Here is a 26,933-nt window from a genome sequence, read left to right as displayed (position 1 = left end):
CCACTTAAAGCATTCGGTTTTCCGCTACGCAGGAGAGGGGAACGGGGTTATGCCCGCTTCATCTGCCGCGCCAGCAACATGCGGCCAAACAGTGCGCCGCCTGCCAGCAGCGTCAGCAGCTGCGAGGCGATCAGCACCGCAAAGCCTGAAGACACCTTACCCTGGCTGGCCATCACCATGCCCATCGCCATCGGCACAAACGCCGAGAACAGATTGCCGATGCCGTTGATCAGCCCATAGGCGCTGCCGACCGCCTCCGGCCGCGCATAATGTTGCAGTAGGGTCGGGATCGCCGCGCCTTGCGCGCCCCAACAGGCATTGGCCGCCAGCAGGAAGAAGGCGATCCAACCAAGCTGATGGCTGCTCATCACGCCATAGATGCACAGCGCGGTCGCCGCGCCGCCGCAGACGAAGATCAGCGGAGCCTGATAAGGGCGGATACGATCGAGCAACACGCCACCGAGATATTTGGAGGCGATGCTGACGATGAAAGGCAGCGCGGCCATCCAGCCCATCTGCTTGATGGAGAAGCCCTTTTCATCGGTCAGATACGCCGGCAGCCAGGAGCTGGAGCCCCATAGATAGCTGAGCGTGGCGATCTCGATCAGCAGGATCCAGCCGAGCATCGGCGTGCGCCAGGCCAGCGCAAAGGTGTGCCAGACGCGGCTCAGCACCGGCTGCGGATCGGTGGGGCGCGAGGATGAAGACCAGGCGAGGGGATGAACGAACAGCCGCACCAGTGCCAGCCCCAGCAGCAGGTTGAGCAGCGCCAGCAGGTGAAACGACATCGCCCAGCCGAAATGCGCCATCAAAAAACTCACCAGCGGAAAGCCGAGCACCAGCCCCAACGAAACGCCCAGCGCGCTGACCGCGTTGGGCTTGCCGCGCTCGTCGGCGGCGAAATGATCGCTGATGTACATGGTCTTCAGCGAGAACAGCGGCCCTTCGCTGACGCCAAGCAGCGCGCGCACCACGCACAGCAGCATCAGCGATCCCGCCAGCGGCGAGGCGGCGGTGAGCAGCGCCCACAGCACCACGCTCAGCGTCAGCGCGCGGCGGTAACCCATCAATGTTTCCAGAAACGGCGTCAACAGCATGGCGGACAGGCCGTAGCCGAGTAAAAACACCGTCATCAGCGTGCCCTGATGGGCGCGGTCGCCGCCGAGTTGGAAGTGTTGCAGGAAGTCAGGATTGACCAACATCACGGCGATATTGACCCGATCGGCATAGGCGATAACGATCAGAAACAGCAGGGCGATCACCCCAAACCAGCGTTGACGTTGTTGCACGGCGCGTTCCTCAGTGTGAGCGGTTGACGAATTCAGGCAGCAGTAAACTTACCCGCGGAGTCCATTGCGCAGAAACGCGGGGGGTCAGGCTAAGTTATGTAAATTTATTGTTATCAAATAGAGGTGAGAGACAGTGAGAGAACACTTTTACGCGCAATACGTCGCCGGAATCAATGCAATTTTTGCCATAAATTAGCGGGGGAGCGCACAACTGACATAGGTTTTTCATATCGGTGCATTATTTCGTGATCTTTCCCGCATTTGTCATTTTTAAACAACCTTTCATTAACATTTGCCGTTCCGCTCGCTTGACGAAAGTTTCGCCAGACTTATAGTGACTGTATTAAATAAGAAACTGAGTTTCATATATGAAACAATCAGATAGAGGACAAAAGCAATGAGCTGGAAGAATGTGTGCGAAGTGTCTCAGGTGAAAGAAGATTTTCCTTTCTCCGGCAAAGTGGAAGGAAAAGAGATCGGGGTTTACCTGCTCGACGGTAACTACTACGCGCTGGAAGACGTCTGCCCGCATGCTTATGCCTTGCTCAGCCAAGGGTTTGTAGATGACGGCAAGGTTGAGTGTCCGTTGCACGAAGCGCTGTTTGACGTGCGCACCGGCCAATGTCTGCGCGAGCCGGGCGGCCGCGATCTGCAAACCTATCCCACCCGGGTGGTCGACAACCAAATCCAGATCACCTTTATCGCGGAGGAGTAATCATGCAGCACATCACCGATTTCAATCCCTGGCTGCCGGACACCCAACAGGTGACGCCGGCCCGCGAAGGCGGCAACGGTCAAATTCATCAGCCGGGCCAGTTCCGCAACGTGGTTTGGCAAAACCGCGCCCGCGTGCCGGACGGTTTCGAAACCGCGCTGGTGGCGGCGCTGGAAACGATCTTCGATCAGGGAGCGGAGGAGCTGGAGCAGATCGTCAGCGCGTTGAATCAGCGCCGTCTGTTCGATCGCAGCGGCCAGCCGTGGAATGAGGCGACATTCCGCGAATTCCTTCACGTTAACGGTTTCTGAGCGACACCCGGGAGAAGACAATGACAGCAAACACAACATCCTCCGAACAGAGCTTGCAGGACTATCTTGACCAGGGATTGCGCGGCATGTGGTATCCGGTGCTGGCCAGTTGGGAAGTGGGCAACAACCCGGTCGGCATCACCCGTCTGGAGCAGCAAATCGTGGTGTGGCGCGACGGTGAAGGTCAGATCCACGCGTTGGAAGACCGCTGCCCGCACCGCGGCGCGCGGCTTTCCATGGGGTGGAATCTCGGCGATCGCATCGCCTGCTGGTACCACGGGGTGGAAGTCGGCGGCGACGGGACGGTAAAAGACGTGCCGGCGGTGGATCGTTGCCCGCTGGTGGGCCAAAAATGCTTGCGCTCTTACCCGGCCAAAGAAGCCTATGGCGCCGTGTTCCTCTATTTCGGCGTGACGGCGGATGAAGCGCCGGCGGAGCTGACTTTCCCGCAAGAGCTGGCGGACGAAGCGTCGTACAGCCACTTCTTGTGCACCGCCAGCTGGAACTGCAACTACCAATACGCCCTGGAAAACGTGATGGATCCGATGCACGGCACCTACCTGCACTCTTCCTCGCACTCGATGGCGGAAGGGGACCGCAAGGCGGACATGGGGCTGGAGCCGACCGACAGCGGGTTTATCTTCAAGAAGAATGGCCAGATCGGCGTCAACTTCGACTGGGTGGAGTTTGGCAACAGCGGCGCGTATTGGATGCGCCTGTCGATCCCGTATAAGAAGCGCTTCGGGCCGGGCGGCCACTTTTGGATCATCGGCATGGTGGTGCCGGAAGACAAGGATCACTGCCGGGTGTTCTTCTGGCGCATCCGTAAGGTCAAAGACTGGCAGCGCGACATGTGGCGCTTCATGTACCGCAATCGCCTGGAATCATTGCATTGGGACGTGCTCGAGCAGGATCGCATCGTGCTTGAAAACATGGCGCCTAACGCCCGCGGCCGCGAATATTTGTACCAGCACGACGTCGGCCTTTCTCGCCTGCGCCGCCTGATGCAGAAAGAAGCGCAGAAACAGCTGGCGACGCTGCGCGAGCGAGAGGCGGCGCAGTGAACGGACTGCTGAACGGTAAACGCATCGTGGTCACCGGCGCGGCGCGTGGCCTAGGCTATAGCTTCGCCTCCGCCATTGCCGCCGCCGGCGCGCAGGTGGTGATGTGCGACATTCTGGCGGATGAGCTGGCGGCGAGCGGCGCCGCGCTGCGTGAGCAGGGCGCTCAGGTGGAAACGCAAACCATCGATCTGGCGTCTCCGGATTCGATCCGCTCGGCGTTCGATAAGATCGCCGGCGGCGGCGGGATCGACGGGCTGGTGAACAACGCGGCGCTGGCGACCGGCGTCGGCGGTAAAACCATGATGGAATACGATATCGATCTATGGGATCGGGTGATGCAGGTGAACGTGCGCGGCACCTGGCTGGTGAGCCAGGCGGCGGTGCCGCTGCTGGCGCGCAGCCCGCACGCCAAGATCGTCAACGTGGCGTCGGACACCGCGCTGTGGGGCGCGCCGCGCCTGATGGCCTATGTCGCCAGCAAAGGTGCGGTGATCGCGATGACCCGATCGATGGCGCGCGAGCTTGGCCCGCAGGGTATCTGCGTTAACGCCATCGCGCCGGGCCTGACGCGGGTGGAAGCCACCGAGTATGTGCCTGCCGAACGTCATCAGCTGTATGAGCAGGGGCGTGCGCTGGCCGGCGCGCAGCATCCGAACGATGTAAATGGAACGGTGCTTTATCTGCTGTCGTCGCTGGCGGATTTCGTCACCGGCCAACTGTTGCCGGTCAACGGCGGCTTTGTATTCAACTGACGGCCCACTGGGCAGGCGCACAGCGCAGGAGCGAAACATGGCGGACGAGCAAGCATGTAAATATCTGATCCCGGGACTGGATCGCGGGTTGCAGTTGCTGCTGGCGTTTGGCGAGCAGCATAAGGAAATGACCTTCGCCGAGCTGCACCGTCTGGTCGATATGCCGAAGGCCACCGCCTACCGCGTAGTGCAAACGCTCGAGCATCTGGGCTTTTTGGAGCGCAATCCGCGCACCAACACTTTTGCGCTGGGCATCAAGGTGCTGCGCCTCGGCTTTGAATACATCGCGTCGCTGGACGTGGCGCAGGCCGGCCAGCCGGTGATCGAGCAGCTGCGCGATCGCAGCCAGTGCAGCAGCCATCTGGCGATCCGCGACGGACGCGACGTGATCTATATTGCCCGCGTCAGTGCCGCCGGTTCACAGATCAATCAGGTCAGCGTCGGCACCCGCTTGCCGGTACACCAAACCTCGCTCGGGCGCATGCTGTTGACCAGCGCCACCCGCAGCGAGTTCGAACAGCTTTACCCGGATGCCCAGCTGCCGGGCAATGCGCCGGGCACCCCGGCGGATCGCGAAACGCTGTGGCAAATGGTGCAGCAAGACAAAGCGCGCGGCTATGTGATCGGCGAATCGTTCTTCCGCCACGGCATCTCCTCGATCGTCTACCCGATCTTCAACCGCGAGCAGCGGGTCGAGGCGGTGGTCAGCATCATGGTGCCGTCCGATGAGATCCCGAAAGCGGATCGCGAGCGGCTGCGCATGGAAGTGCGCGACGCGGCGGAGAAAATTTCCGGCTTCCTGGGCGCGCCGCCGCAGGCCAACGTCGGCTAACCGACAGAACCGACTCTTTTACTCAGGCAGGGATAAGGCCCATAGCAAACAGGGGCCGGGGTTCGATCATGCCTGAAAAACGTATGCAGCGAGAACGTGAGGCTGAACAATGAGCGTAATCGGAATCGAAAAACTGGAATTTGGCGTCGAAGATCTGCCAACCTGCGAAAAATTCATGCGAGACTTCGGCCTGCAACCCGCCGCACAACAAGAGGGCGAACCGCAGCGCGAATTCACTACCCTGAGCGGGGCGCGGGTCGTCCTGCATCCGATGCAAAGCGCGGTGCTGCCTGCGGCGTTTGAAGGCGGTTCCACCCTGCGCCGCATGACCTGGGGCGTGGCCTCGCCCGCCGATCTGGCGCGCCTGCAGCCGCGTTTGGCGCTGATGCCCGGCTTCCGTCAGGTGGGAGAAGCGCTGGAATGCCTCGATCCTAACGGCATGACGCTGCGCTTCGTCGTCAGCCGCCAGCAGGCGGTCGAGGTGCCGGTCACGCCGATCAACCAATGGGGCGACGTGCGCCGCATCGATCAACCCAGCCCGGTCTATTCGCAAGCGCAGCCGATCAACATCGGCCACGTGGTGTTCTTCGTTGAGGATCTGGCGGCGACCGAGCGTTTCTACCGCGAGCTGTTGGATTTCCAGGTATCGGATCGCTACATCGATCGCGCCGTTTTCCTGCGTACCCAGGCGCGCGGCGGCCACCATAACCTGTTCCTGCTGAAGCTGCCTAATCGTCCACGCGGCCTGAACCATGTGGCGTTCACCGTGCGCGATATCCATGAGGTGATCGGCGGCGGCATCGCCATGAACAAAGAGCGGTGGAGCACCTTTATCGGCCCCGGCCGTCACCCGATTTCCTCGGCCTATTTCTGGTACGTCAACAGCCCGACCGGCGGCGCGTTCGAGTACTACACCAACGACGATTATCTGACGGAAAACTGGCAGCCGCGTGAGCTAGAGCATTCGCTGGTCTCCTTCACCGAATGGGCGGTAGAAGGCGGCATCGATCACGACACGCGCCGCCAGCATAAAAAGGCGGAGGCGTTATGAACCAGCCGGAACACGCGGGCATCGTCATCGTCGGCGGCGGCCAGGCCGGCGGCTGGGCGGCCAAGACGCTGCGCGACCGGGGGTACAGCGGCCGGCTGACGATTGTCAGCGACGAACCCTACGATTTTTACGAGCGGCCGCCGCTGTCGAAAGCGGCGCTGCTGGATGCCGCCGCTCCCCTCAGCCGGCTGTTCAGCGAACAGGCGGTGGCAGAGCTGAATATCGACTGGCGCCGCCCGCTACGCGCCGAATCCATCGACGCAGAGCATCAAATCGTCACGCTCAGCGACGGGCAACGGCTGCAGTTCGAGCAGTTGCTGATCGCCACCGGCGGGCGGCCGCGTTTGCCGGGCGCCGCCTGGGCGCAGCACCCGCGCGTCATGACGTTGCGTTCCTGGGACGATGCGGCCCGGTTGCGGCAGGGGCTGCAGGGCTGCCGTCGCCTGGCGATCGTCGGCGGCGGTTGGATCGGGCTGGAGATCGCCGCTTCTGCGCGCCGTCTCGGCGCCGAGGTGACGGTGTTTGAACGCCAACCCGCGCTGTGCATGCGTAGCGTCGGCGCCGACGTCTCACAGGCGTTGCTCGAGCTGCATCGCCAGCAGGGCGTCAAGCTGTTGTGCGGCTGCGGCGAAATCTCGCTGGAAGATCGTGACGGCGCGGCCTGGATCGGCAGCGAACTCAGCGATCCGCAGGCGTTCGATCTGGTAGTGGTGGGGATCGGCGTCGAGCTGAATCTCGAACTGGCGCGCAGCGCCGGGTTGGCGATCGAGTCCGGCATCGTGGTCGACGGTCAGGGGCGCACCAGCCATCCGGCGATCTTCGCCGCCGGCGACGTGGCGCGCCACCCGACGCTCGGCCTGTGCCTGCAGTCCTGGGCCTACGCGCAAAATCAGGCCATCAGCACCGCCTGCGCGATGCTCGATGCCTTCGCCGCCCCGTATGACGACGTGGCCTGGCTGTGGTCGGATCAATACGACGCCAATATCCAGATCCTCGGCGTGCCGAGCGGCGGCGTGCACCATGTGGTGCGCCGCACGCCGCAGTCGCAGGTGTTCTTCACGTTGAACGCCGATCGGCAGCTGGTGCAGATGGTGGCGTTCAATGATGCGCGCACCATCAAGCTCGGCAAGCGTTGGCTGGCGAGCGGCCGGGTGCTGGATCCGCAGCAGCTGGCGGATGCGGAGTTTTCTTTGATGGCGTTGAAATAACGCCCGAACCTCGGGAGCGTTTTATGACTACTCAAGACATTGACGCCCGCGCTGGACGGGCGGGGGAAACCGTTGCCGAAAATCCGCAGCAGCGGGTGCGCTGGTCGGTGCCGATCGCGCTGTTTGCCTGCGTGCTGCTGGCGTTTTTCGACAAGATCAGCATCGCTGCGCTGTTTTCCGACGCCGAGTTTCAGCAGGCGTTGGGCATCGGTTTTGACCCGGCGCGGCTGGGGTTGCTGATGAGCGCGTTTCTGTTCTCGTACGGCATTTCTTCGATGCTACTCAGCGGCATTGGCGATCGGCTTAACCCGGTTAAAGTATTGATTGGCATGATGGTGGTGTGGGGCGTGCTGATGGTGTTGATGGGGCTGGTGCGTTCCTATCACGCCATGATGACGCTGCGCATCCTGCTCGGCATCGCCGAAGGGCCGCTGTTGCCGATGGCTTACGCCATTATTCGCCAGGCCTTCCCGCCGCAGCTGCAGGCGCGCGCCACCATGCTGTGGCTGCTCGGCACGCCGCTGGGGGCCGCGCTCGGCTTCCCGGTTACCCTGTACATCCTCAATACCTTCGACTGGCAGGCGACCTTCTTCTTTATGGCGTTTCTGACGCTGCCGGTGATGCTGCTGGTGCTGTTCGGCATGCGCCACCTGAACGTATCGCGTCCGGCGGCGGCGGCCAAACCGGCGGTTTCCGAGCGCAAACAGCACCGCCGCGAGCTGTTGCGCAGTCCGCACTTCTGGATGATTTGCCTGTTCAACATCGCCTTCCTGACCTACCTGTGGGGCATGAACGGCTGGCTGCCGAGCTACCTGATCAAGGGCAAAGGCATTCATCTGGAGCATGCCGGTTACCTCTCTTCGCTGCCGTTCATCGCCATGCTGCTCGGCGAAGTGCTGGGCGCCTGGCTGTCGGACAAGCTGGATCGCCGCGCGCTGGCCTGCTTCCTGTCGCTGTGCGGCGCCGGTCTCGGCCTGGCAGTGGTGCTGCATCTGCAGGGCACTTACAGCGTGATCGCCGCCATGGCCTTCAGCACCTTTATGTGGGGCGCCGGCGCGCCGAATATTTTCGCACTGTTGGCAAAGGCGACCAGCAGCAAGGTCAGCGCCACCGCCGGCGGCATCTTCAACGGATTGGGCAATTTTGCCGGCGCGCTGGCGCCGGTGCTGATGGGGGCGTTGATCGCCGCCACCGGCAATATGGATAACGGCCTGCTGTTCCTGGTGGTGATGGCGTTCGTCGGCTGCCTCATTCTGCTGCCGTTGCTGAGAAAGTACTGATTAACCAATCGATTCAACAGAGGAGTGACAACATGTCTCAGGTTGAGAACAAAGCCGGCGTCAAGCCGCAGGATCTGTCGATAGAGAACTGGGTGGAGTCGCGCATCGCCCGTTTCGAAGGCCGGAAATACGACTGGAATGCGCTGAAATTCCAGGCCGACTTCGATCCGAAATACCGTCGTGCGCAGATGCGCTACATCGGCACCGGTGCCACCGGCGTGGCCAGCGACGCCAATACCATTCCGGCGGGCAACTTCACCTTTTCCACCATGGTGCTGCCGTCGAAGTGCGAGGGCCCGCTGCACCTGCATGACGACGTGGAGGAAGTATTCTTCATGCTGAAAGGCAGCATCACGCTGATGATCCAGGATGGCGAAGAGTATTACGAGACCAAGCTGAAAGAGCGCGATCTGATCTCGGTGCCGGCGGGGGTGTATCGCGGCCTGTTCAATCACGGCGAGGAAGAGGCGCTGATGTGCGTGATGCTCGGCACCGCCAAGCCGGAGATCCCGACCTATCCGGCGGATCACCCGCTGTCCAAAGTGAAGCGCAACTGATGAACGGCCTGGCGCAACGCCAACGGGCGCGCTGCGGGGCGTACACCCTGAGCTGGCGCGAGGCTGGGCAGGGGCGGCCGGTAGTGTTGCTGCACGGCATCAGCTCCGGATCCGCCTCGTGGATCAAGCAGTTCAACGAGAGCGGCCTGACGGGCAGTCACCGTCTGGTGGCGTGGGACGCGCCGGGCTACGGCGGCAGCCTGCCGTTGGCGGATCCGCAGGCCGATGCCGCCGGTTATGCGGCGGCGTTGGCGGCGCTGATTGATGAGCTGCAGCTGGTGCAGCCGCTGATCGTCGGCCATTCGCTGGGGGCGCTGATCGGCAGCGCCTACGCCGCCGGCTATCCGGATGGGCTGTGCGGGCTGGTGTTGGCGGATCCGGCGCAGGGGTACGCCACGGCGCCGGAGGAAAAACGCCGGCAGGTATACGGCCAGCGCCAACAAATGATAGAGACGCTGGGGCCGGTCGGCTACGGCGAGCAGCGGGCGGCGGCGTTGCTGCGCGAAGGGGCGGATCCGCAGGACATCGCCTGGGTGCGCAACGGCATGCAGCAGCTCGATCCCGACGGTTTTCTGCGCGCCGCCTGGATGCTGGCCAACGACGATATCGGCCGTTATCTGGCGTGCTATCGCGGCCCGCTGGAAGTGTGGTGCGGCGAACAGGATCGCATTACGCCGCCGGAGAACGCGGGCGAGCTGGCGCGCGATCAGGACGCGACGCTGCGCCTGATCGCCGCCGCCGGCCACGCCAGCTACCTCGATGCACCGGGGTGTTTCAACCGCTATCTGCGGGACTTTACGGGAGCAATCCAACGATGAATTTTCAGCTTGAGAATCGAGTGGCGGTGGTGACCGGCGGTTCGTCGGGCATCGGTTTCGAAACCCTGAAGCTGCTGCTGGCCGAAGGGGCGAAGGTGGCGTTCTGCGGCCGCGATCCGGACAAACTGGCTGGCGCGGAGGCCAGCCTGCGCGCGGACTTCCCGCAGGCGGAGATCCTGGCGCTGCGCTGTGACGTGTTGGACGCGCAGCAGGTGGCGCAGTTCGCCGCCCAGGTGACGGCGCATTTCGGCGGCGTGGATCTGCTGATCAACAACGCCGGCCAGGGCTTCGTCGCGCATTTTGACCAGACGCCGCGCGAAGCCTGGCTGCATGAAGCCGAGCTGAAGCTGTTCGGCGTGATTAACCCGGTGCAGGCGTTTTTACCGGCGCTGGAGCGTTCGGCGATCGCGTCGATCACTTGCGTGAACTCGCTGCTGGCGCTGCAGCCGGAAGAACACATGATCGCCACCTCGGCGGCACGCGCCGCGCTGCTCAACATGACGCTGACGCTGTCGAAAGAGCTGGTGGACAAAGGCATTCGCGTTAACTCGATCCTGTTGGGGATGGTGGAGTCGGGCCAATGGCGCCGCCGTTTCGAAGAGCGCAGCGATAAAGATCAAAGCTGGGAGCAGTGGACGGCGGCGATCGCCGAACGACGCGGCATCCCGATGAAGCGCCTCGGCAAACCGCAGGAGCCGGCGCAGGCGCTGCTGTTCCTCGCTTCGCCGCTGGCTTCCTTTACCACCGGCGCGGCGCTGGACGTTTCCGGCGGCTTTAACCGCCATGTGTAGCAGGGGCCGAAAAAGATGAAGAAGATCATGATGATTGGCTACGGTGCGATGGCGAAGGAAGTGATCGCCCGTTTGCCGGAAGGCGTGGAGGTCGGCTGGATCCTGGCGCGCGCAGCTCATCATGCGGCGATCGCCGAGGCCTTCGGCGGGCAGGTGCAGGCGCTGACCCATCCCGAGCAGTGTTCGCAGCGGCCGGATCTGGTGCTGGAGTGCGCCAGCCAGCAGGCGGTGGCGGAGTTCGGCGAAGCGGTGCTGCAACGCGGTTGGCCGCTGGCGGTGATCTCGACCGGCGCGCTGGCGGACGCCGCATTGCAACAGCGGCTGCAGCAGGCCTGCCGCAGCCATCAAGGGCGGCTGATCGTGCTGTCCGGTGCGGTGGCGGGAATGGACGGGTTGGCGTCGGCGCGCGAAGGCGGGCTGGAGAGCGTGACCTACCAGGCCAGCAAAAGTCCGGCCAGCTGGCGCGGCAGCAAGGCGGAGCAGTTGATCGACCTCGATGCGGTGAGCGAGGCGCAGGTATTTTTTGAAGGATCGGCGCGCGAAGCGGCGCGTTTGTTCCCGGCCAACGCCAACGTGGCGGCCACTATTGCGCTCAACGGCCTGGGGATGGATGCCACCCGGGTGCGTCTGCAGGTCGATCCCGCCACCCGGCGCAATACCCATCGTCTGCAGGTGTGCGGCGATTTTGGCGAGTTCCACATCGAGCTGAGCGGCACCCCGCTGGCGAGCAATCCCAAAACATCAACCCTGGCGGCGCTGAGCGCGGTACAAGCCTGCCGCCGTCTGGTGGACGGCGGTTTTATTGCCTGAAGGGCAGGAGCGAAGCATGGAACGATTGAATATTTTTGTCGCCGGGCGCTGGCGTGAAGGGCGTGGCGAAGAGATGACTTCGGTATTCCCGGCCGACGGCAGCGTCAACGCGCGTCTGCGCGCCGCTAACGTCGAGGACGTGAACGAGGCGGTGGAGGCGGCGGAACGCGCCTGGCGCGCGCCGGAGTGGCGCGGGTTGGTGCCGCATCAGCGCGCCTCGATCCTCTACCGCGTCAGCAACCTGATCCTGGCGCAGCAGGAGCAGTTGGCCGAGCTGCAGACCCGCGACAACGGCAAGCCGCTGGCGGAAACCCGCGGCCTGGTGGCCAGCGCGGCGGCGACCGCGCGCTACTTCGCCGCCGCCTGCGAAGTGTTGGAAGGCGAGTTGCCGACTCCGCGTAGCGCCGAGGTGATGACGCTCAGCCAGTATCAGCCGATGGGGGTGATCGCCGCCATTACGCCGTGGAATTCGCCGATCGCCAGCGAAATGCAGAAGGTGGCGCCGGCGCTGGCGGCGGGCAACGCGGTGGTGCTCAAACCGGCCGAAGCCACGCCCCTGATGGCGCTGAAGCTGGCTGAGCTGTTCGAACAGGCGGGTCTGCCGGCCGGGTTGCTCAGCGTATTGCCGGGCAAAGGTTCGGTGATCGGCGAGGCGTTGGCGCGTCATCCGCTGGTGAAAAAGATCGCCTTTACCGGCGGTACCGGCACCGGGCGCCATTTGGCGCACATCGCCGCCGACAAGCTGATCCCCACGTCGCTGGAGCTGGGCGGTAAATCGCCGACCATCGTGCTGGAGGACGCCGATCTGGAACAGGCGGCGCGCGGCATCTGTTACGGCATTTTCAGCTCCGCCGGCCAGGCGTGCATCGCCGGTTCGCGGCTGTTCGTGCATCGTTCGCTGTATCAGCCGTTGCTGGCGCGCTTGACCGAACTGACGGCGGGGTTGCGCATCGGCAACCCGCTGGTGCCGGGTGTGCATCTTGGTCCGCTGATCAGCGCCAAACATCGGCAAAGCGTGGCGGACTACGTGGCGCTGGCGCGGCAGGAGGGCGGCCGGGTGCTCATCGGCGGCGAAGCGCCGGCCGATCCGCAGTTGGCGAACGGCAGTTATTACCTGCCGACCATCATCGAAGGATTGAACAACGACGCTCGCGTCTGCCAGGAGGAGATCTTCGGGCCGGTGCTGGTGGCGCTGCCGTTCGACGACGAACAACGGCTGATTGAACAGGCCAATGACTCGGTGTACGGCCTGGCGGCCGGCATCTGGAGCCGTGATTTCCCGCGGGCGATGGCGTTGGCGGAACGGCTGGAAACCGGCACCGTCTGGGTCAACACCTACAAAACGTTCTCGATTTCCACGCCGTTCGGCGGTTTCAAGGAAAGCGGGCTGGGCCGCGAAAAAGGCCTGAACGGCATCAAGGCCTACATGCAGCAGAAAAGCCTGTATCTGGCGCTGAGCCATCAGGTGAACCGCTGGAGCGACTAGGCCGACACCTCTACGCATAATCCTAATAACGAATACCCTAAGAAGGCAGATGATGAGCGATAAAATCACGGTTGGCGAGGCGATAGCCCGGACTCTGGAACAGTACGCGGTGTCGGCGATGTACGGCATCATTTCGATTCATAATCTGCCGATCGCCGATGCGGTGGGGCAGCGCGATAAGATCCGTTTCGTGCCGGCGCGCGGCGAAGCCGGTGCGGTCACCATGGCCGACGCGCACGGGCGCTTCTCCGGTCTGGGCGTGGCGTTGACCAGCACCGGCGCCGGCGCCGGCAACGCGGTGGGGGCGATGATTGAGGCGTTCAACGCCAACACGCCGCTGTTGCATATCACCGGCCAGGTAGAGAAAGCCTATCTGGACGCCGACGCCGGCTTTATTCATGAAACCCGCGATCAGCTCGGCTTCCTGCGCGCCTGCTCCAAGCGCGCTTATCGGGTCAATTCGCCTGAGCAGGCGGTGGCGGTGATCCAGCGGGCGATCCTGGATGCGCAAACCGTGCCCTGCGGCCCGGTGGCGGTCGAGATCCCGATCGATATTCAAAGCAGCCTGGTTTCCCGTTCGGTGCTGAGCGAACCGTTGGCGCCGGCGCCATTGCCGAAGGCGGATGATGCGGCGGTGGAGCGGCTGCATCAGCGGTTGAAACAGGCCAAGCGTCCGCTGCTGTGGTTAGGCGGCGGCGCCTTGGCCTGCGGCGACGCGGTGCGCAAGCTGGCGGACGCCGGCGTGGCGGTAATCTCCAGCACCCACGGGCGCGGCATTCTGCCGGACAGCCATCCACGTAGCCTACGGGCGTTCCATAACTCACCGAGCATCGAAGCGATCCTGACGCAGTGCGATCTGACGCTGGTGGCCGGTTCGCGCCTGCGCAGTAATGAAACCCGCACCTGGACGCTGCCGCTGCCGCGCCCGCTGGTGCAGATCGACATTGATCCGGCGGCGGCCAACCGCAATTACCTGGCCGATGAGCAGGTCAACGGTGACTGCGTCGCGTTGCTGACGGCGCTGGCGGCGCGGCTGGCCCCCGGCGAGAAGGTCAACGCCGAGTGGGATGCCGAGATCGCCGGAGCGGTGCGGCAGGCGGAGAACGCGCTGCGTCAGCAGTCCGGTGAATACGCCAAACTCAATGACGCCATCGACGCCGCGCTGCCGCAGGATGGATTGCTGGTGCGCGATATCACCGTTTCCGGCAGCGTCTGGGGCAGCCGTTTGTTCCGCGCGATCTCGCCGCTGTGTAACATTCACTCGCTGGCGGGCGCCATCGGCATGGGGCTGCCGATGGCCATCGGCACCGCGATTGCCAACCCGCAGCGCAAGGTGGTGGGGCTGGTGGGCGACGGCGGTCTGGCGCTGGGCCTGGGCGAGCTGGCGACCATGGCGCAGGAACAGGTGAATATCACCCTGCTGATCATGAACGACGGCGGCTATGGCGTGATGCGCGGCATTCAGGACAAGTACTTCGCCGGGCGCCAGTATTACAACGAGCTGCACACGCCGGCCTTCACCCAGATCGCCGAAGCGATGGGGCTGAAAGCCTGGAAGGTGGACGCAGCGGCACAGTTCAACGGCGTGCTGGCCGAGGCGATCAACTACCCGGGGCCGTCGGTGGTAGAGGTGGACATGAAGCAGGTCGGGCCGCTGACCTTCGCCGGGCCGCCGCAGAAAACGCTGTATTGAGACGGAAAAAAACGCCCGGCAATCGCCGGGCGTTCTTGCGGTTATTTCTCTGCGGCGATGCGATCGCGAATGTGCTGCGCGCGCGCTTGGGAAGAAGGGTGATCGTCGAACAGGCTGCTCTGGCGGCCGGCTTCCATCTGGGCCAGCTTCTCGAAGCTGGTGGCCAGACCGTTCGGATCGATGCCGCGTTTTTTCAGCAGATCGAACGAGTAATCATCCGCTTCGCTTTCCTGCTTCTGCGAGAACTGGGCGCTGACCAGCTTCTCGCCGATGTCTGCCAGCTGCGACTGCGACAGTGAACCGATGACGCCGCCGGCGGAGGACGCCGCGGTGCGCAGCGCCACGGTGCCGTAAGCCACCTGCATCGCCTTGCGGGTGTGGCCCAGCGCCACGTGGCCCATTTCGTGGCCCAGCACGCCTTCCACTTCGTTGTCGTTCATCATGTCCATCAGGCCGCTGTAAACGCGGATGCAGCCGTTGGCCATCGCCCAGGCGTTGACGTCTTTGGTCACGTAGACCTTGTAGTTGGCCGGGGTGCCGTTGATGTTGTCGCCCAGCGCCGCGGCGATTTTGTTGAGGCGCTTGGCGTAGGTGCTGTCGGCTGGCGCGATTTGTGCCTTGCTGTCCATCTCGGCGCAGGATTTATCACTCAGGGCCTTAACGTCGTTGTTGCTCAGGGTCGCCGCCTGGAACGCCTGCGCGCCGGACTGCATCAAGGTTTCGGTGTTCAGGTTTTGACAGCCGGTTGCCAAGGTGGCAATGCCCAACGCAATCAAAGAGGTACGGATCTTCATAACGCCATCTTCCTGTGAAGGTAACAAGGTAAAAAAGTCATTTTGCTTGGAGGAAATCTTGTCGCAAGAGCCTAGTGTACGCCAGCCGGGGCGAGAATAGTGTTATTCCGAAAAAGCGTCCAATCGTGCTAATAAGTGGTGAACTCGCTCTCATTTGGCATTAGGGATTGCCGTTGTGATGTGGAGTCTGAGAAAATAGGGAACTTGACTGCTTTTTTTATCCGACCTGGAGTAAAACATGTCCTCTCGTAAAGAGCTTGCCAACGCCATCCGCGCACTCAGCATGGACGCCGTACAAAAAGCAAATTCCGGCCACCCGGGTGCCCCTATGGGCATGGCGGACATCGCCGAAGTCCTGTGGCGTGACTACCTCAACCACAACCCGACTAACCCGCACTGGGCTGACCGCGACCGTTTCGTGCTCTCCAACGGCCACGGCTCCATGTTGATTTACAGCCTCCTGCACCTCACCGGCTACGACCTGCCGATGCGCGAGCTGGAGAACTTCCGTCAGCTGCATTCCAAAACCCCGGGCCACCCGGAGTACGGCTACACCCCGGGCGTTGAGACCACCACCGGCCCGCTGGGCCAGGGCATCGCCAACGCCGTCGGCTTCGCCATCGCCGAACGCACCCTGGCGGCGCAGTTCAACCGCCCTGGCCACGACATCGTCGACCACCACACCTACGCCTTCATGGGCGACGGCTGCATGATGGAAGGTATCTCGCACGAAGTCTGCTCCCTGGCCGGCACCCTCAAGCTCGGCAAGCTGACCGCTTTCTACGATGACAACGGCATCTCCATCGACGGCCACGTCGACGGCTGGTTCACCGACGACACCGCCCTGCGTTTCGAAGCCTACGGCTGGCACGTGGTGCGCAACGTCGACGGCCACAACCCGGACGCCATCAAGGCGGCGATTGAAGAAGCCCGCAAGGTGACCGACAAGCCGTCGCTGCTGATGTGCAAGACCGTTATCGGCTTCGGTTCGCCGAACAAGGCCGGTACCCATGACGTGCACGGCGCCGCGCTGGGCGCAGCCGAAGTGGCCGCCACCCGCGAAGCGCTGGGCTGGAAATACGCCGCCTTTGAAATCCCGCAGGACATCTACGCCCAGTGGGACGCCAAGGAAGCCGGTCAGGCCAAGGAAGCGGCCTGGAACGACAAGTTCGCCGCCTACGCCAAGGCCTTCCCGGAGCAGGCTGCCGAGTTCAAGCGCCGCATGAACGGCGAGCTGCCGGCCGACTGGAAAGCCGACGCCAAAGCGTTCGTGGAAAAACTGCAGGCCAACCCGGCCAACATCGCCAGCCGCAAGGCGTCGCAGAACGCGCTGGAAGCGTTCGGCAAGGTGCTGCCGGAGTTCCTGGGCGGCTCCGCCGACCTGGCGCCGAGCAACCTGACCATGTGGTCCGGCTCGAAAGCGCTGAACGTTGACCCGGCGGGCAACTACATTCATTACGGCGTGCGCGAGTTCGGCATGACCGCCATCACCAACGGCATCGCGCTGCACGGCGGCTTCCTGCCGTACTCGGCGACCTTCCTGATGTTCGTGGAATACGCCCGCAACGCGGTGCGCATGGCGGCGCTGATGAAGCTGCGCAACGTGTTCGTCTACACCCACGACTCCATCGGTCTGGGCGAAGACGGCCCGACCCACCAGCCGGTGGAGCAGCTGGCGAGCCTGCGCGTGACCCCGAACATGAGCACCTGGCGCCCGTGCGACCAGGTGGAATCGGCGGTGGCGTGGCAGTACGGCATCGAGCGCAACGACGGCCCGACCACGCTGGTGTTCTCGCGCCAGAACCTGACCCAGCAGCCGCGCACCGCAGAGCAGCTGGCGAACGTGTACCGCGGCGGCTACGTGCTGAAAGACTGCGCGGGCACGCCGGACGTCATCCTGATCGCCACCGGCTCCGAAGTGGGCATCACGGTGGAAGCGGCGGACAAGCTGACCGCGGCGGGCCGCAAGGTGCGCGTGGTGTCGATGCCGTCGACCGATGCGTTCGACAAGCAGGATGCGGCGTACCGCGAGTCGGTGCTGCCGGCGGCGGTAACGGCGCGCGTGGCGGTGGAAGCGGGTATCGCGGACTACTGGTACAAGTACGTGGGGCTGAACGGCGCCATCGTGGGCATGACCACCTTCGGTGAGTCGGCGCCGGCGGAGCAGCTGTTCGCCGAGTTTGGCTTCACCGTGGACAACGTGGTGGCCAAGGCGCAGGCGCTGCTGAAGTAAGCCGCCTGGCGTCAGCCGATAAAAAAGCCGGTCATCATGACCGGCTTTTTTTATGGACGAAACCTGCGCTTACGACGCGGCGTTGGCGCTTTCGGCGCTGCGCAACCGGTCATAAGCCGCCGCCAGCAACAGCACCAACAGCGTCGGCTGCAGCCAGACCAGGCCCTGTTCGGCCAGCGGCAGCGTGTCGAACCAGGCGGGCAGCAGGCCGCTGAAGCTGGAGGAATTCAGACCGTCGGCCAGGCCGAACGCCAGGCTGGTGGCGATCACCGGCACGAAGACGCGTTTGGCGCTGCGCCAGCGGTTCTGGCTGAAGCTGAGCAACACCAGCGCGATGCAGGGCGGGTAGATCGCCGTCAACACCGGCAGCGAGACGCGGATCAGATTGGTCAGCCCCATGTTGGAAACCAGCATGGCGAAGAGGGCGAGCAGGACCACCAGCGTGCGATAAGAAAGCGGCAGGTAGCGGGAGAAGAAGTCCGCGCAGGCGCAGGTCATGCCGACCGCCGTCACCAGGCAAGCGATGAACATCAGCACCGCCATAAAGACGCTGCCCAGATCGCCGAAGGTGTGCTGCACATAGGCGTGCAGGATCGCTGCGCCATCCTGAGCGCCGCTCCCGACCAGGCTGCCGCTGCCGGCGCCGAGCTTGAACATGCAGATATAGACCAGCGTCAGGCCGACACCGGCGATCAGGCTGGCCCACAGGGTATAACGCAGCAGCAGGCCGCTGTCGCTGACGCCGCGTGAACGGGCGGCGGTGACGATAATGGAGCCGAACATCAACGCCGACAGCGTATCCATGGTTTGATAACCCTGTACGAAGCCGGTGGAAAATGCCGATGCCTGATAGCTGCCGACGGCGGAGAGCGGCGCGCCGGCGGGCCAGATCAGGGCGGCGATGCCGAGCGCAGCCAGCGCCAGAATTTTCAGCGGTGCCAGAATATGACCGACGTTATCGAGCAGGCGACCGGGATACAGCGAGACGATCATCGCCAGGGTAAAGAACAGCAGGCTATAGATGAACTGCGGCAGGGCGCCGTCGCCGGTGAAAGGCGCGATGCCGAGAGCGAAAGAGACATTGGCGGTTCGTGGCGTAGCGAACAGCGGGCCAAGCGCCAGGTAGCAGACGGTCGCCAGCAGCAGGCCGGCGCGGCGGCCGATTGGGCCGGTCAGCAGGCTGATGCTGCCGCCGACGCGCGCCAGCGCGATCACGGCGATCACCGGCAGAGCGACGGCGGTCACCATAAAGCCGAGGGCGGCCGACCACAGATGCTCACCGGACTGCAGTCCCACCAGCGGTGGGAAAATGATGTTGCCGGCGCCGACAAACAGGGCGAAGGTCATAAAGCCCAGGGCGATAATGTCTTTCGAGGATAATTTCTTGGTCATAACGGTATGGCACTGCCTGTATTCATGAAATAAACGGCCTGGCTGCAGAGGACAGGCGCGTAGGGCAGCGAGCGCCCGCAAAAATTTTCGTCCGGCAGGATATAATAATTCGGCGATAAAAACCTGATTAATGCAGCGCCGTTTATCCTGGCGTGAACCGGCCGCCCATGATGAATAACGGCGGCCGGCAAGGCGCTGCGGGCGTTGCGTCAGCTTGCGCGCGCCACCATGTCTATCGACAGCGGGATTTCGATATGCGGTTTGAAAGAGTCGTAGGCGAAAGAAACGTGGCCGTCTTCGACCGGTTTGCGGGTGAAGAAGATCAGCATGTCGCGGGTCGAATCTTTACGTTTGTCCTGCGCTTCCACCGGCGAGAGGCTGTGTTTGCGCTCGTGGTCGACGATCAGCAGGGTGTCGAGGAAATGCCGGTGCTGTATTTCTCCCAGAATCAACTCTTGCCGGGCCTGATCGAATTTGATGCCGCTGGTTTCGCGCATATCGTGAATAAAAGTCTTGGCGCTGTCGGCGGTCATGTTGTCGCAGCCGAGGAAAGTTGTCATGGTGTGGTCGACGCCGTCGCTGTGCACGCCCTCCAGCGCCGGTTCGCCCAGCATATGCGGCGTGGTGACGGTGCGCAGGTTGAATACGGTGCAGACGAACTTGTTGATATCCTGATTAAGCCGGGCGCGAGGCGTCACGCTTACGCCGTCGATCACATAGGCTTTGAATTTCATCAGCGCCTGAAAGGCCGTATTCAGCTGCAGATCGTCGTTGATGCCGCGAAAATGGCGGACCTGGCCAGAATCGTAGCGGATGAAGTCTTCCTCGACGGAAAGCACGAACGGCTGGAACTCCAGCCGTTCGATTTGGGCGCGATCGAAGTCGAAACAGAAGCGGCCGTTTCTGGACTTGCGGAAAGGCAGCGTGGGGTCGTCCGCCAGATTGCCGCTGACCTGCTGCAGCTTGGCGAAATCTTCCGGCCGTGCGCCCAGCGCCAGCAGAATCTCTTGCATGGTGTCGCCGGGGATAAAGGCTGAGCGGTGTTCCTGGTAGGCCTTCTTAACTTCATCAAGCAGGGATAACTGTCGCATTTCTCGGTTGCCTCACGAATGATGTGGCGGTTATGAAATCTTGCTGCCGATTTCGACATCGAAATCGGGTTTCAGCAAGACAGTGCCTTGATCCCTGGTGACCGCGGCAAGTACCAACACTTCGGATTTAAATCCGGCAACCCGTCTGGCGGGGAAATTAACGACGGAGATGACTTTTCTGCCGAGCAGTTCATCTTCCTTATAGTTCTCGCATAATTGCGCCGAGCTGTTTTTAATGCCAATTTCCTCACCGAAATCAATACGCAGTTTATAGGCGGGCTTTAACGCCTTGTCGTTATATTCCACGGAAATAATTTCGCCGATACGCATATCCAGCTTCATAAAATCAGTGATTTCGGCCATGGGACAGTCCGGTTAATTGAGTGGCTTCAGGAAGGCTAGCAAAGGGAAATTATCCCGGCAATGTGGCTAATGGAGAGATATTCCTCGTCGGATGTAGTAATTAATTTACATTTATGTAACCTGATGGGGTTAATTATAAGCTTTGTAAATTATATAAAATTGAAACCTCCTTATTTTCGGATGATTAGGGCGAGTACGTTGGTATGAGCGCTGCGCCAACGCTGTTAAGACAGTGTTAAATTGGTTAGTATGCTTGGCAGTAATTCATCAATCGCATTTGTTCAGGTAGTGACATGGAAATAACCCACAATGCAAAACGCGATCGGCGTCAGGCATTTATCGCGCCGTTTTTCCTGATATTAATTTGGTCGACGGGATTTATCGCCGCGCGGGCGGTGGCGGATCATGCCGATCCCAACCTGTTCCTGACCTTTCGCTTTTTGATCGCCGCGGCGGTATTCGCTCTGCTGGCGCTGCATTGCGCCTGGCCCAAGGGGCGCCAGTTCGTCATGCACTTGCTGACCGGCATGCTGATGAACGGCGTTTACCTCGCCGCAAGCTGGTGGGCGGTGGCGAACGGCCTGGCGGCTGGTGTGATGTCGCTGATCGGCGGCTTGCAGCCGCTGTTCACCGCGCTGATTTTCGCGCTGGTGCTGCGCAAACCGATAGGATTGCGCTCCTGGGCCGGGTTAGCCGTCGGTTTTATCGGCGTTGCGCTGGTGCTTTCCCCCCGGCTGACCGGCATCGACGTCGGCAATATGGCGCTGCTGCCGATCCTGATGGGCTTTGGCAGCATCGTTGCGCTGACGATCGGCATCATGGTGCAGAAGTCTTCGCTGGCGGCGGCCGATCTGCGGGCGGCGGGCGCTATTCAGCATCTCGGCGCGGCGATCGTGACCGGCGTATTGGCGGCCGTGATGGGCTCCGGTGCCTGGGATAATTCGCCAACGCTGTGGTTCTCGCTGCTGTGGTCGGCCGGCGTCTTGTCGCTGGGCGGCACCGCGCTGTTCATCTGGATGGTGCGCCACGGCGATTTGACTCGCATTACCGCGCTGATGCTGCTGGTACCGCCGGCGGCGGCGCTGCAGGCTTACGCGCTGTTTGGCGAGTCGCTGTCGCTGGTGCAGTTGGCGGGTTTCGTCCTGACGCTGCTGGGGGTCGCCATCGTACAGCGAATTCGCCTGCTGCGGCGCTCTGGCCTGGCAGAATAGTCTGCGACAGTCAGTACCGCAAAGCCCGCGCTGTCGGGCTTTTTCATTGTTTGAAAATCGTCCAACCTCACAAAACCGAAAGATAACAAAGCAACGCCGTTGCCTCGTCGTGCTTATTAACTATATGTTAATTTTTGGTTTGTTAAATGTTATCAGGGGATGGATGATGATGAAAAGAATCAGCGCTACCGTGGCTGCAATCACCTTACTGGGTTCCGTTTCCGCCTATGCGGCCTTCCCGGCGGGTTACCCCGCCGACTATCAGAAGCTGGTCGACGGCGCGAAGAAAGAAGGCAAGGTGGTGATTTACTCGACCACCGACACCAAGGCGGCAGCGCCATTGATCCAGGGGTTTGAGGCGTTGTATCCGGGCATCAAGGTCGAATACAACGACATGAACAGCACCGAGCTATATAACCGCTTTATCAGCGAGCAGGCGGCCGGCGGCACCAGCGGCGACGTGGTGTGGAGCTCGTCGATGGACACCATTTTGAAACTGGCGGGCGATTACGCGCAGGAATACGCCTCCCCCGAGCAGGCTCAACTGCCGAAATGGGCGGTATGGCAAGAGAAAGTGTATGGCACGACCTATGAGCCGGTGGTGTTTATCTATAACAAACGCCTGATCCCGCAAGGGGATGTGCCGGATTCGCATGCGGCGCTGGCCAAGCTGATCGCCGGCCAGACGGACAAATTCAAGAAGAAAGTCACCACTTACGACATCGAAAAATCCGGCGTCGGCTTCATGCTGTCGGTGCAGGACTTCAAGGCCGATCCCAACTACTTCAAAACGCTGGCTGACGTGGCCAAGGGCGGGCTGGCGGTGCAATCCTCCACCGGCACCATGATGGAGCGCGTCTCTTCCGGTGAAAACCTGATCGGTTTCAATATCCTTGGCTCGTACGCCGAGGCGCGCGCCAAGAGCGATCCGTCGCTTGGCATCGTCTATCCGAAAGACTACACCCTGGTGCTGTCGCGCGTGAGCTTCATCAGCAAAGAGGCCGGCAACCCTAACGCCGCCAAGCTGTGGTTCGACTACGTGCTGTCGGAGAAAGGGCAAAATATCCTCGCCAACCAGGCTGACATTCCCTCGATCCGCAACGATATCGAAGGCAAGAACGACATCGACGGCATGACCAAGCTGCTGGGCAATGCGCTCAAGCCGATTCCGGTCGACGACAGCCTGCTGGAATATCTGCAGCCGGCCAAGCGTCTCGACTACATCAAACAATGGCGCGCCGCGGCGGCGAAATAACAGGGACTGCATTCGGACGCGCGCCTGTCGCACCGGCGCGCGCCCTTTGGTCGTCGTTTACAACCATAGGGAGCATTTATGCAAGCATGGCGCAGAAAGTGGCAGAGCCTGCCGCGCGGCCTGGTGGTGTTGATAACCGCGCTGGTTATCTATGTCCCCCTGTCTTTTATCATCATTCAAAGCTTCCTCTCGGCTCCGTTTTTCTCCCCTTCCAAGGTCTTCAGCCTGGAGGCCTTCGAGTTCATCTTTACCGATCCGGATTTCTACAAGGCGCTGAGAAGCGGCTTTATTCTGGCATTCGGTCTGGTGATCATCGCCATCCCGCTCGGCGGCATTTTGGCCTTCCTGATGGTGCGCACCGATCTGCCGGGGCGGCGGATCATCGAACCGCTGATTCTGGTGCCGATCTTCGTGTCGCCGATGGTGCTGGGCTTCGGCTATGTGGTGGCGGCGGGGCCGGTGGGCTTCTTCTCACTGTGGGCGGAGGCGTTGTTGGGCTTCGTGCCGTGGAACATCTATTCGATGGCCAGCATTGTGGTGATCGCCGGGTTAACGCACGTGCCCCACGCCTACCTGTACATCTCCTCGGCGCTGCGCAGCGTGGGTTCTGACGTTGAAGAAGCGGCGCGCACCGCCGGCGCTACACCGCTGCAGGTGATGACCGCCGTCAGCCTGCCGATGGTGCGGCCGTCTATCCTGTACGCCGGGGTGCTGCTGTTCTTCCTCGGGTTGGAAGTGTTCGGCCTGATGCTGGTGCTGGGCGATCCGGAAGGCAACCTGGTGCTGGCGACCTACCTGTACCAGTTGACCAACAAGCTGGGCACGCCGTCTTACCATCTGATGGCGGCGGTAGCGGTGGTGCTGATCTGCATCACCATTCCGCTGGTGATGCTGCAGCGCCGGCTGATGCGCACCGCCAACCGCTTCGTCACCGTCAAGGGCAAAGCCTCGCAGGCTCGCGCATTGCCGCTCGGCAAATGGCGCTGGGTGGCCGGTGCGGTGGTGGTGTTCTGGCTGACCATCACCATCGGCGTGCCGCTGATCGGCGTGGTGCTGCGGGCCTTTATCTCCAACTGGGGCGTGGGCGTGTCTGTCTGGGACGAACTGTCGATCAACACCTTCCGCACCATCTGGGCGCAGCCCAACCTGCTGCGCGCCATCGTCAACTCGATGGCGATCGGGGTGATCGGCGGGGCGCTGGCGGTGGCGTGTTACCTGTTTATCGGCATCGCCATGCACCGCAAGCCGGATGGCGCCACGCGCTTCCTCGACTACAGCGTGCTGGTGCCGCGCGCGGTGCCGGGGCTGTTGGCCGGTCTGGCGTTCCTGTGGGTGTTTCTGTTCCTGCCGATGTGGCTGGACAAATCGCTCAAGGAAGGGTGGCTGTCGGCGCTGCCGATGGCCGAGTGGCTGCGTGAGAACGGGATTGTCTGGCTGCGTTCGCTGCGCAGCACCATCTTCAGCGTCTGGCTGGCGTACACCGTGGTGTGGATGGCCTATGGGTTGAGGCTGATCTCTTCCACGCTGCTGCAGGTGGGGCCGGAGCTGGAGGAGGCGGCGCGCAGCGCCGGCGCCAGCCGCGGCCAGATCACCCGCCACGTGACCATTCCGCTGTCGCGCTACGGCCTGATCGGCTCCTGGCTGCTGATGTTCCTGATCTTTGAACGCGAATATTCCACCGGGGTGTATCTGCTGTCTCCGGGCACGGAAACCATCGGCTCGATGCTGGTTTCCCTGTGGGCCGCGGGCGCTATCGATATCGTCGCCGCGCTGTCGTTCATCAATATTCTGCTGGTGGTGCTGGGGTTAGGGATCGCCTTGCGCTTTGGAGTGAAATTACATGATTGAACTTTCGGTAGAGAATCTGCATTTGACCTATGGCGACAACCCGGTGCTGAAAGGGGTGTCGATGGATCTCAAACGGGGCGAAGTGGTCTCGTTGCTGGGCCCGTCGGGCAGCGGCAAAACCACGCTGCTGCGGGCGGTGGCCGGGCTGGAGAAACCGAGCCAGGGACGGATCGTCATCGGCAACAGCGCGGTGTACAACGGCAGCGCGCGCAGCGAAATTCCCGCCGAAGAGCGCAATCTGGGGCTGGTGTTTCAGTCCTACGCCCTGTGGCCGCATAAAACGGTGTTTGAGAACGTCGCTTACCCGCTGAAGCTGCGTAAGACCGGCTCGGCGGAGATCGCCCAGCGGGTACAGGCGGTGCTGGATCAGCTCGGGCTGGGGCATTTAGCCAAGCGCCACCCGCACCAGCTTTCCGGCGGCCAGCAGCAGCGCGTGGCGATCGGCCGCGCACTGGTCTACAACCCACCGGTGATCCTGCTGGATGAGCCGCTGTCCAACCTCGACGCCAAGCTGCGTGAAGAGGCGCGGGTATTCCTGCGTGAACTGATCATCAAACTTGGTCTGTCGGCCCTGATGGTGACTCACGATCAAAACGAGGCGATGGCCATCTCCGATCGCATCCTGCTGCTCAATAACGGCAAAATCGAGCAGCAGGGCACGCCGCAGGAGATGTACGGCTCGCCCACTACGCTGTTCACCGCCGAGTTCATGGGCAGCAACAACCGCTTGCCGGGCAAGATCGTGGCGCTGGAAGGCGATCGGGCGCGTATCGAAGGCAAGGATTGGGCGCTGTGGGGCAAAGCGGGCGCAGGCGTGCAGGTTGGCCAGGAGGGGACGGCGGTGATCCGCGTGGAGCGCGTGCGGTTGGGCGAAGATCCGCAGGGCAACCAGCTTGAGCTGCCGTTGCTGACCAGCATGTATCTCGGCGATCGCTGGGAATACCTGTTCCGCACCGTGGCCGAAGATTTCGTGGTGCGCGCCTACGGCCACGAGGCGCGCGAGCAGGCGCTGTGCCGGCTCTCCCTGCCGGCCGAGCATCTGTGGATATTCCCGAAAGCCTAATCAGGACGCCCGCTGATGCGGGCGCTTCGTTTACAGATCCAGCACCAGCCGGCTGCCTTTGGCGCGTGAGCAGCAGATCAACAGGGTTTGCTGCGCTGCGCGCTCTTCGTCACTGAGATACTGATCGCGGTGATCGGCTTCCCCTTCGACGATGCGGGTTTCACAGGTGCCGCAAATGCCTTCGCGGCACAGGCACTCAACCTTGGCCGCCTTGCTGTTTTCCAGCGCCTGCAGGATGGTCATGTCTTCCGCCACTTCAAGCTCAACGCCCGAGCGAGCCAGCACCAGCGTAAAGGCGCCGCCCGCCGTGTTTTCGGCGGCAAAGGCCTCGCTGTGTAAACGCGCCGGGTTAATGCCCAGTTCGGCGGCGATCTGGTAAACCGCTTCGTTCAGCGCCGCTGGGCCGCAGACGTAGATATGAGCGCCGGGTTCCACGTCGGCCAGCGTGCGCGCCAGATCCAACCGGCCGTTAAGGCTGGAGACATGACAACTGACGTGGTCGGCGAATGGCGCTTGCATCAGCTGTTGCTGAAAGGCGTTGTGTTCCTCGCTGTGGAAGCAATAGTGCAGATGATAGCGTTGCCCGCTGCGCTGCAGCTCGTGCAGATGGGCCATAAACGGCGTGATGCCGATGCCGCCGGCGATCAGCACGTGATGCTGCGCCTCCGGCGCCAGCGCGAACAGGTTATTCGGGGTGCTGATGGTCAGCGCATCGCCGACTGCGAGGCGGTCGTGCATGAAGTCGGAACCGCCTTTGGAAGGGGATTCGCGTCGGACGGCAATCTGATAATGTTCGAGCTCGAACGGCGAGCTGAGCAGCGAATAGGCGTTGCTGTAGCGCCGCTCGCCGTCCTGCATCTGCACGATGATGTGGCTGCCGCCGCTGAAGGCGGGCAACGGCCGGCCTTGGGGATCCGCCAGGGTAAAGCGCTTGACCTGTGCGGTGACGGTTTCGATGTCGACGACGCGAACATCAAGCATCTGATAGCTGGTCATTCATTGGCTCCAAAGCGCGGGCGTCCCCGC

25 protein-coding genes are annotated in these 26,933 nt (G+C 62.3%); 19 read left to right on the top strand and 6 right to left on the bottom strand.

Annotation, left to right across the window (positions count from 1 at the left end; all coding sequences use genetic code 11):
* Positions 1-47: 47 nt before the first annotated feature.
* Complete coding sequence (locus tag ATE40_RS17110) at positions 48-1,289, bottom strand: MFS transporter (RefSeq protein WP_063917998.1); 1,242 nt, start codon at positions 1,287-1,289, stop codon at positions 48-50.
* A 397-nt stretch (positions 1,290-1,686) separates the two neighbouring features.
* On the opposite strand from ATE40_RS17110, the gene ATE40_RS17105 reads away from it, so the two are divergent.
* The 14 genes from ATE40_RS17105 (at position 1,687) to ATE40_RS17040 (ending at position 14,657) form a co-directional block, all read left to right on the top strand.
* A complete protein-coding gene (locus ATE40_RS17105; RefSeq protein WP_004937614.1) occupies positions 1,687-2,004 on the top strand; it encodes a non-heme iron oxygenase ferredoxin subunit in 318 nt (105 codons plus the stop codon).
* A 2-nt stretch (positions 2,005-2,006) separates the two neighbouring features.
* A complete protein-coding gene (locus ATE40_RS17100) occupies positions 2,007-2,315 on the top strand; it encodes a recombinase-like helix-turn-helix domain-containing protein (RefSeq protein ID WP_019456046.1) in 309 nt (102 codons plus the stop codon).
* 20 nt (positions 2,316-2,335) lie between these two features.
* Positions 2,336-3,379: an aromatic ring-hydroxylating oxygenase subunit alpha gene (locus tag ATE40_RS17095; RefSeq protein WP_025160349.1), complete on the top strand. Its 1,044-nt coding sequence runs from the start codon at positions 2,336-2,338 to the stop codon at positions 3,377-3,379.
* Positions 3,376-4,131, top strand: coding sequence for an SDR family oxidoreductase (locus ATE40_RS17090; RefSeq protein ID WP_063917997.1), 756 nt, complete (start codon positions 3,376-3,378; stop codon positions 4,129-4,131). The genes ATE40_RS17095 and ATE40_RS17090 overlap by 4 nt, the downstream gene beginning before the upstream one ends.
* Before the next feature lie 37 nt (positions 4,132-4,168).
* Positions 4,169-4,963 (top strand): IclR family transcriptional regulator, encoded by a 795-nt coding sequence (locus tag ATE40_RS17085; protein WP_004937625.1) that lies wholly within the window; start codon positions 4,169-4,171, stop codon positions 4,961-4,963.
* 109 nt (positions 4,964-5,072) lie between these two features.
* Positions 5,073-6,014, top strand: a complete 942-nt coding sequence (locus tag ATE40_RS17080) for a VOC family protein (RefSeq protein ID WP_063917996.1) — start codon at positions 5,073-5,075, stop codon at positions 6,012-6,014.
* A complete protein-coding gene (locus tag ATE40_RS17075; protein WP_063917995.1) occupies positions 6,011-7,222 on the top strand; it encodes an NAD(P)/FAD-dependent oxidoreductase in 1,212 nt (403 codons plus the stop codon). The genes ATE40_RS17080 and ATE40_RS17075 overlap by 4 nt, the downstream gene beginning before the upstream one ends.
* Before the next feature lie 23 nt (positions 7,223-7,245).
* The gene (locus ATE40_RS17070; protein ID WP_016930045.1) at positions 7,246-8,502 is read left to right on the top strand and encodes an MFS transporter; all 1,257 of its coding nucleotides are present in this window, start codon (positions 7,246-7,248) and stop codon (positions 8,500-8,502) included.
* A 32-nt stretch (positions 8,503-8,534) separates the two neighbouring features.
* A complete protein-coding gene (locus ATE40_RS17065; protein WP_019456040.1) occupies positions 8,535-9,059 on the top strand; it encodes a cupin domain-containing protein in 525 nt (174 codons plus the stop codon).
* The gene (locus tag ATE40_RS17060; protein ID WP_063917994.1) at positions 9,059-9,877 is read left to right on the top strand and encodes an alpha/beta fold hydrolase; all 819 of its coding nucleotides are present in this window, start codon (positions 9,059-9,061) and stop codon (positions 9,875-9,877) included. The genes ATE40_RS17065 and ATE40_RS17060 overlap by 1 nt, the downstream gene beginning before the upstream one ends.
* Positions 9,874-10,668, top strand: coding sequence for an SDR family oxidoreductase (locus ATE40_RS17055; protein WP_019456038.1), 795 nt, complete (start codon positions 9,874-9,876; stop codon positions 10,666-10,668). Before ATE40_RS17060 ends, ATE40_RS17055 begins: the two co-directional genes overlap by 4 nt.
* A 15-nt stretch (positions 10,669-10,683) precedes the next feature.
* On the top strand, positions 10,684-11,478 hold the full coding sequence (locus ATE40_RS17050) for an aspartate dehydrogenase (protein ID WP_063917993.1): 795 nt from the start codon (positions 10,684-10,686) through the stop codon (positions 11,476-11,478).
* A 16-nt stretch (positions 11,479-11,494) separates the two neighbouring features.
* Entirely contained in the window at positions 11,495-12,964 is a 1,470-nt protein-coding gene (locus ATE40_RS17045; RefSeq protein WP_019456036.1) for an aldehyde dehydrogenase, read from the top strand.
* Between the two features lie 52 nt (positions 12,965-13,016).
* Positions 13,017-14,657 carry a thiamine pyrophosphate-binding protein gene (locus ATE40_RS17040; protein ID WP_063917992.1) on the top strand — a complete coding sequence of 547 codons (1,641 nt, stop codon included), beginning with the start codon at positions 13,017-13,019 and terminating at the stop codon, positions 14,655-14,657.
* Between the two features lie 41 nt (positions 14,658-14,698).
* On the opposite strand, the gene loiP is transcribed toward ATE40_RS17040, so the two are convergent.
* Complete coding sequence (gene loiP / locus ATE40_RS17035; protein WP_019456034.1) at positions 14,699-15,451, bottom strand: metalloprotease LoiP; 753 nt, start codon at positions 15,449-15,451, stop codon at positions 14,699-14,701.
* Positions 15,452-15,689: 238 nt separating this feature from the next.
* Between loiP and tkt the strand changes: the two genes are divergently transcribed.
* Positions 15,690-17,684 (top strand): transketolase, encoded by a 1,995-nt coding sequence (gene tkt / locus ATE40_RS17030; protein ID WP_049274185.1) that lies wholly within the window; start codon positions 15,690-15,692, stop codon positions 17,682-17,684.
* A gap of 69 nt (positions 17,685-17,753) precedes the next feature.
* Here the strand turns inward: tkt and brnQ are convergent, their stop codons facing one another.
* The 3 genes from brnQ to ATE40_RS17015 form a co-directional block, all read right to left on the bottom strand.
* Complete coding sequence (brnQ, locus tag ATE40_RS17025; RefSeq protein ID WP_019455602.1) at positions 17,754-19,076, bottom strand: branched-chain amino acid transport system II carrier protein; 1,323 nt, start codon at positions 19,074-19,076, stop codon at positions 17,754-17,756.
* Between the two features lie 209 nt (positions 19,077-19,285).
* Positions 19,286-20,167 (bottom strand): 2OG-Fe dioxygenase family protein, encoded by an 882-nt coding sequence (locus tag ATE40_RS17020; protein WP_063917991.1) that lies wholly within the window; start codon positions 20,165-20,167, stop codon positions 19,286-19,288.
* Positions 20,168-20,197: 30 nt separating this feature from the next.
* On the bottom strand, positions 20,198-20,530 hold the full coding sequence (locus ATE40_RS17015) for a tRNA-binding protein (protein WP_019455604.1): 333 nt from the start codon (positions 20,528-20,530) through the stop codon (positions 20,198-20,200).
* 293 nt (positions 20,531-20,823) lie between these two features.
* Between ATE40_RS17015 and ATE40_RS17010 the strand changes: the two genes are divergently transcribed.
* The 4 genes from ATE40_RS17010 (at position 20,824) to ATE40_RS16995 (ending at position 25,907) form a co-directional block, all read left to right on the top strand.
* The gene (locus ATE40_RS17010; protein WP_063917990.1) at positions 20,824-21,741 is read left to right on the top strand and encodes a DMT family transporter; all 918 of its coding nucleotides are present in this window, start codon (positions 20,824-20,826) and stop codon (positions 21,739-21,741) included.
* A gap of 166 nt (positions 21,742-21,907) precedes the next feature.
* A complete protein-coding gene (locus tag ATE40_RS17005) occupies positions 21,908-22,996 on the top strand; it encodes an ABC transporter substrate-binding protein (protein WP_025160204.1) in 1,089 nt (362 codons plus the stop codon).
* Between the two features lie 78 nt (positions 22,997-23,074).
* Complete coding sequence (locus tag ATE40_RS17000; protein WP_019455607.1) at positions 23,075-24,844, top strand: ABC transporter permease; 1,770 nt, start codon at positions 23,075-23,077, stop codon at positions 24,842-24,844.
* Positions 24,837-25,907, top strand: coding sequence for an ABC transporter ATP-binding protein (locus ATE40_RS16995; RefSeq protein ID WP_019455608.1), 1,071 nt, complete (start codon positions 24,837-24,839; stop codon positions 25,905-25,907). The genes ATE40_RS17000 and ATE40_RS16995 overlap by 8 nt, the downstream gene beginning before the upstream one ends.
* A 30-nt stretch (positions 25,908-25,937) precedes the next feature.
* Here the strand turns inward: ATE40_RS16995 and ATE40_RS16990 are convergent, their stop codons facing one another.
* Positions 25,938-26,903, bottom strand: a complete 966-nt coding sequence (locus ATE40_RS16990) for a PDR/VanB family oxidoreductase (RefSeq protein ID WP_063917989.1) — start codon at positions 26,901-26,903, stop codon at positions 25,938-25,940.
* Positions 26,904-26,933 lie beyond the last annotated feature (30 nt).

The organism is Serratia surfactantfaciens, assembly GCF_001642805.2.
In the GTDB taxonomy this organism is placed as follows: Bacteria; Pseudomonadota; Gammaproteobacteria; order Enterobacterales; family Enterobacteriaceae; genus Serratia; species Serratia surfactantfaciens.
This window is presented reverse-complemented; position numbering and strand designations above follow the sequence as displayed.

What these genes read in the sequence shown, in the direction of transcription:
- ATE40_RS17060 (WP_063917994.1), top strand. Translation starts at nt 9,059, where the DNA reads ATGAACGGCCTGGCGCAACGCCAACGGGCGCGCTGCGGGGCGTACACC.
- loiP (WP_019456034.1), bottom strand. Translation starts at nt 15,451, where the DNA reads ATGAAGATCCGTACCTCTTTGATTGCGTTGGGCATTGCCACCTTGGCA.
- ATE40_RS17040 (WP_063917992.1), top strand. Translation starts at nt 13,017, where the DNA reads ATGAGCGATAAAATCACGGTTGGCGAGGCGATAGCCCGGACTCTGGAA.
- ATE40_RS17075 (WP_063917995.1), top strand. Translation starts at nt 6,011, where the DNA reads ATGAACCAGCCGGAACACGCGGGCATCGTCATCGTCGGCGGCGGCCAG.
- ATE40_RS17065 (WP_019456040.1), top strand. Translation starts at nt 8,535, where the DNA reads ATGTCTCAGGTTGAGAACAAAGCCGGCGTCAAGCCGCAGGATCTGTCG.
- tkt (WP_049274185.1), top strand. Translation starts at nt 15,690, where the DNA reads ATGTCCTCTCGTAAAGAGCTTGCCAACGCCATCCGCGCACTCAGCATG.
- ATE40_RS17050 (WP_063917993.1), top strand. Translation starts at nt 10,684, where the DNA reads ATGAAGAAGATCATGATGATTGGCTACGGTGCGATGGCGAAGGAAGTG.
- ATE40_RS17010 (WP_063917990.1), top strand. Translation starts at nt 20,824, where the DNA reads ATGGAAATAACCCACAATGCAAAACGCGATCGGCGTCAGGCATTTATC.
- ATE40_RS17085 (WP_004937625.1), top strand. Translation starts at nt 4,169, where the DNA reads ATGGCGGACGAGCAAGCATGTAAATATCTGATCCCGGGACTGGATCGC.
- ATE40_RS17000 (WP_019455607.1), top strand. Translation starts at nt 23,075, where the DNA reads ATGCAAGCATGGCGCAGAAAGTGGCAGAGCCTGCCGCGCGGCCTGGTG.
- ATE40_RS17070 (WP_016930045.1), top strand. Translation starts at nt 7,246, where the DNA reads ATGACTACTCAAGACATTGACGCCCGCGCTGGACGGGCGGGGGAAACC.
- ATE40_RS17095 (WP_025160349.1), top strand. Translation starts at nt 2,336, where the DNA reads ATGACAGCAAACACAACATCCTCCGAACAGAGCTTGCAGGACTATCTT.
- ATE40_RS16990 (WP_063917989.1), bottom strand. Translation starts at nt 26,903, where the DNA reads ATGACCAGCTATCAGATGCTTGATGTTCGCGTCGTCGACATCGAAACC.
- ATE40_RS16995 (WP_019455608.1), top strand. Translation starts at nt 24,837, where the DNA reads ATGATTGAACTTTCGGTAGAGAATCTGCATTTGACCTATGGCGACAAC.
- ATE40_RS17080 (WP_063917996.1), top strand. Translation starts at nt 5,073, where the DNA reads ATGAGCGTAATCGGAATCGAAAAACTGGAATTTGGCGTCGAAGATCTG.
- ATE40_RS17015 (WP_019455604.1), bottom strand. Translation starts at nt 20,530, where the DNA reads ATGGCCGAAATCACTGATTTTATGAAGCTGGATATGCGTATCGGCGAA.
- ATE40_RS17105 (WP_004937614.1), top strand. Translation starts at nt 1,687, where the DNA reads ATGAGCTGGAAGAATGTGTGCGAAGTGTCTCAGGTGAAAGAAGATTTT.
- ATE40_RS17020 (WP_063917991.1), bottom strand. Translation starts at nt 20,167, where the DNA reads ATGCGACAGTTATCCCTGCTTGATGAAGTTAAGAAGGCCTACCAGGAA.
- ATE40_RS17100 (WP_019456046.1), top strand. Translation starts at nt 2,007, where the DNA reads ATGCAGCACATCACCGATTTCAATCCCTGGCTGCCGGACACCCAACAG.
- ATE40_RS17045 (WP_019456036.1), top strand. Translation starts at nt 11,495, where the DNA reads ATGGAACGATTGAATATTTTTGTCGCCGGGCGCTGGCGTGAAGGGCGT.
- brnQ (WP_019455602.1), bottom strand. Translation starts at nt 19,076, where the DNA reads ATGACCAAGAAATTATCCTCGAAAGACATTATCGCCCTGGGCTTTATG.
- ATE40_RS17005 (WP_025160204.1), top strand. Translation starts at nt 21,908, where the DNA reads ATGATGAAAAGAATCAGCGCTACCGTGGCTGCAATCACCTTACTGGGT.
- ATE40_RS17055 (WP_019456038.1), top strand. Translation starts at nt 9,874, where the DNA reads ATGAATTTTCAGCTTGAGAATCGAGTGGCGGTGGTGACCGGCGGTTCG.